General features: G+C 64.3%; 2 protein-coding genes and 2 pseudogenes. 1 reads left to right on the top strand and 3 read right to left on the bottom strand.

Annotation, left to right across the window (positions count from 1 at the left end; translation table 11 throughout):
* Window positions 1-203 (top strand): annotated as a pseudogene (locus tag RTX98_RS20590) (cobalamin biosynthesis protein); the annotation flags it as partial.
* On the opposite strand, the gene RTX98_RS20595 reads toward RTX98_RS20590, so the two are convergent.
* The 3 genes and pseudogenes from RTX98_RS20595 to RTX98_RS20605 form a co-directional block, all read right to left on the bottom strand.
* On the bottom strand, window positions 187-1650 hold the full coding sequence (locus RTX98_RS20595; RefSeq protein ID WP_312798751.1) for a cobyric acid synthase: 1464 nt from the start codon (window positions 1648-1650) through the stop codon (window positions 187-189). The pseudogene RTX98_RS20590 and the gene RTX98_RS20595 overlap by 17 nt on opposite strands.
* Window positions 1651-1654: 4 nt before the next feature.
* Window positions 1655-2269, bottom strand: a complete 615-nt coding sequence (cobO, locus tag RTX98_RS20600; RefSeq protein WP_312798752.1) for a cob(I)yrinic acid a,c-diamide adenosyltransferase — start codon at window positions 2267-2269, stop codon at window positions 1655-1657.
* Window positions 2270-2695, bottom strand: a pseudogene (locus RTX98_RS20605) (bifunctional adenosylcobinamide kinase/adenosylcobinamide-phosphate guanylyltransferase); the annotation flags it as partial.

Here is a 2695-nt window from a genome sequence, read left to right on the forward strand (position 1 = left end):
CCGGTGCGCTTGGTCTGGCCTTGAACGGTCCGCGCTCTTACGGCGGCGTTCCCGTCAATGACGCCTTCATGGGCGAGGGCGGCCGCCGCGATGCCACCGCCGCCGATATCCGACGCGCGCTGCGCCTTTACTGGACCGCCGACCTGATGATGGTTGCACTGTTCGGCTTGATCGCACTGACGCTCTTCACCGCGCATGGCTGAGCATCGCATCCAGATCCAGATAGCGCTCGCAATGCGCCGCCAGCCCATCCAGCACACGGTCCACGCCGGCATCGTAATCCGCCAGTTGCGACGTGCCGCCGAGCTTCGCCAACCAAGCCGCACGCTGCGCATCATCGGCAAAGAACCCATGCACATAGGTGCCGGACACCAACCCATCCTCTGACACCGCGCCATCCGGCCGCCCGTCGCTCAGCCGCGCAAACGGCCTTTCCAATCCCGAACCCTGCGTGTGCCCGACATGCATCTCGTAGCCTCGGAACGAGGTGCCATCCGCCGTTTTACCGGTCACAGGATGCAGCGCCTTGTCCGATGTCAGCACCGTCTCGACGTCCAGCAATCCCAGCGCTTCCACCGTGCCAGCCGGCCCCTCGATCCCATCCGGATCACTGATGGTCCTACCCAGCATCTGGAACCCGCCGCACAATCCCAGCACATGCCCGCCGCGCCTTATATGCGCCTGAAGATCGATGCCGAACCCAGCTTCTTTCAACACATGCAAGTCGGCGATCGTCGTCTTTGACCCCGGCAGCAGCACGAGGTCGGAATCGCCGGGCAGGGCGGTTCCAGGCCACACGCGAACGAGCTCGACATCGGGCTCGGCATCCAGCGGATCGAGATCATCGAAGTTGGAGATCGACGGCAGGATCGGCACCGCAATCCGCACCTTGCCTGATCCTTCCTTGCGCGCGGCCTTGGCCGTCAGCGCCAGCGCATCCTCGGCAGGCAACCGCCGCGCGTCCTCGAAATGCGGCAGCAAACCGAAAGCCCGCCAGCCCGTCTGCTCGGCGATCGTCACCATGCCCCCATCGAACAGTGAGGGATCGCCGCGAAAGCGGTTTACCAGGAACCCGCAAATCATTGCGGCATCCTCGGGCTTGATCACATGCTTGGTCCCGACCAGGCTCGCGATCACCCCGCCTCGATCGATGTCACCGATCAGCACCACCGGCACATTGCCCGCCCGTGAAAAACCCATATTGGCGATGTCGTTGGCGCGTAGATTGACTTCGGACGCGCTGCCGGCACCCTCAACCAGCACCAGATCAGCCTCAGCCTTCAAGCGCCCGAAACTCTCCAGCACCCGAGGCCACAGCCCGGCCTTCATGCCCTGATAGGCCCGCGCATCGGCATTGCCGACCACCTTGCCCTGCACCACCACCTGCGCGCCCACCTGGCTTTGAGGCTTCAGGAGAATCGGGTTCATGTGCACAGTCAGCGGCATGCGGCATGCCAGCGCCTGCAACGCCTGCGCCCGGCCGATCTCGCCGCCGTCGCTGGTCACCGCCGCATTGTTCGACATATTCTGCGGCTTGAACGGCCGAACCACCAGCCCGCGATTGGCGAAAGCACGGCAAAGGCCCGCCACCACCAGCGACTTGCCGACATCCGAGCCGGTACCCTGGAACATGAGCGCGCGGGCAGACATGACGCTAAAACTCGATGCCCTGCTGCGCCTTCACACCGGCCTTGAAGTGGTGCTTCGTGGCCGTCATTTCCGTTACCAGATCCGCCGCCTCCACCAGCGCCGGCTTGGCGTTGCGGCCGGTGACCACGACGTGCAGGTCCGGCCGCCGCGTTGTCAGCGTTGCTACCACCGCCTCAAGGTTGAGATAGTCGTAGCGCAGCGCGATGTTGAGCTCATCAAGGATAACCAGCCCGATTGTCGGATCGGCCAGCAGCTCTTCCGCCTTGACCCAGGCCCGCTCCGCCGCCGCGAGGTCGCGCTGCAGATCCTGAGTTTCCCAGGTAAACCCTTCGCCCATCGTGTGCCACACGACCTGATCGCCGAAGCGCTTGAAAGCGTCCATTTCGCCCGTATGCCAGGCGCCCTTCACGAACTGCACGACTCCGACGCGCTTGCCATACCCCAGCATGCGCAGAGCCAGCCCGAAGGCCGCCGTCGTCTTGCCCTTGCCCGGCCCGGGGTTGACGATCAGCAGGCCCTTCTCGACCGTCTTTTCGGCCACTTCGGCATCCTGGACCTGCTTGCGCTTCTCCATTTTTGCTTTGTGGCGGGCGGCTTCGTCAGCGTCGATCTCGGTCATTCACTTCACTTTCATCGGCAGGCCGGCCACCATGAACAGAACGTCATCGGCCAGCGCCGCGATCTTCTGGTTGAGCCGGCCCTGTCGCGAAACCGCCTTGCCAGCGCATTCTCCGGCACGATGCTCAGGCCTACTTCGTTGGACACGACATACCAGGGCCCAGTCGGCGCGGACAACACGGAACACAGCTCGCCCACCGCCGCTTCCACGTCGCCCTCGGCCAGCATGATATTGGTTAGCCAAAGCGTCAGGCAGTCGAGCAGCACGGGCGTACCGGCCGGCAACTCACGCAGCGTGTCGGCCGAATCGAACGGCGCATCCAGTGTGTGCCAGCCTTCAGCACGCCGTTCGCGATGATGCGCGATCCGCTCGCGCATCTCGTCGTCAAAGGCTTGCGCCGTGGCGATATAGGTCCAGGGCGCGGGC

The organism is Tianweitania sp. (assembly GCF_032053605.1).
GTDB lineage: Bacteria > Pseudomonadota > Alphaproteobacteria > Rhizobiales > Rhizobiaceae > Tianweitania.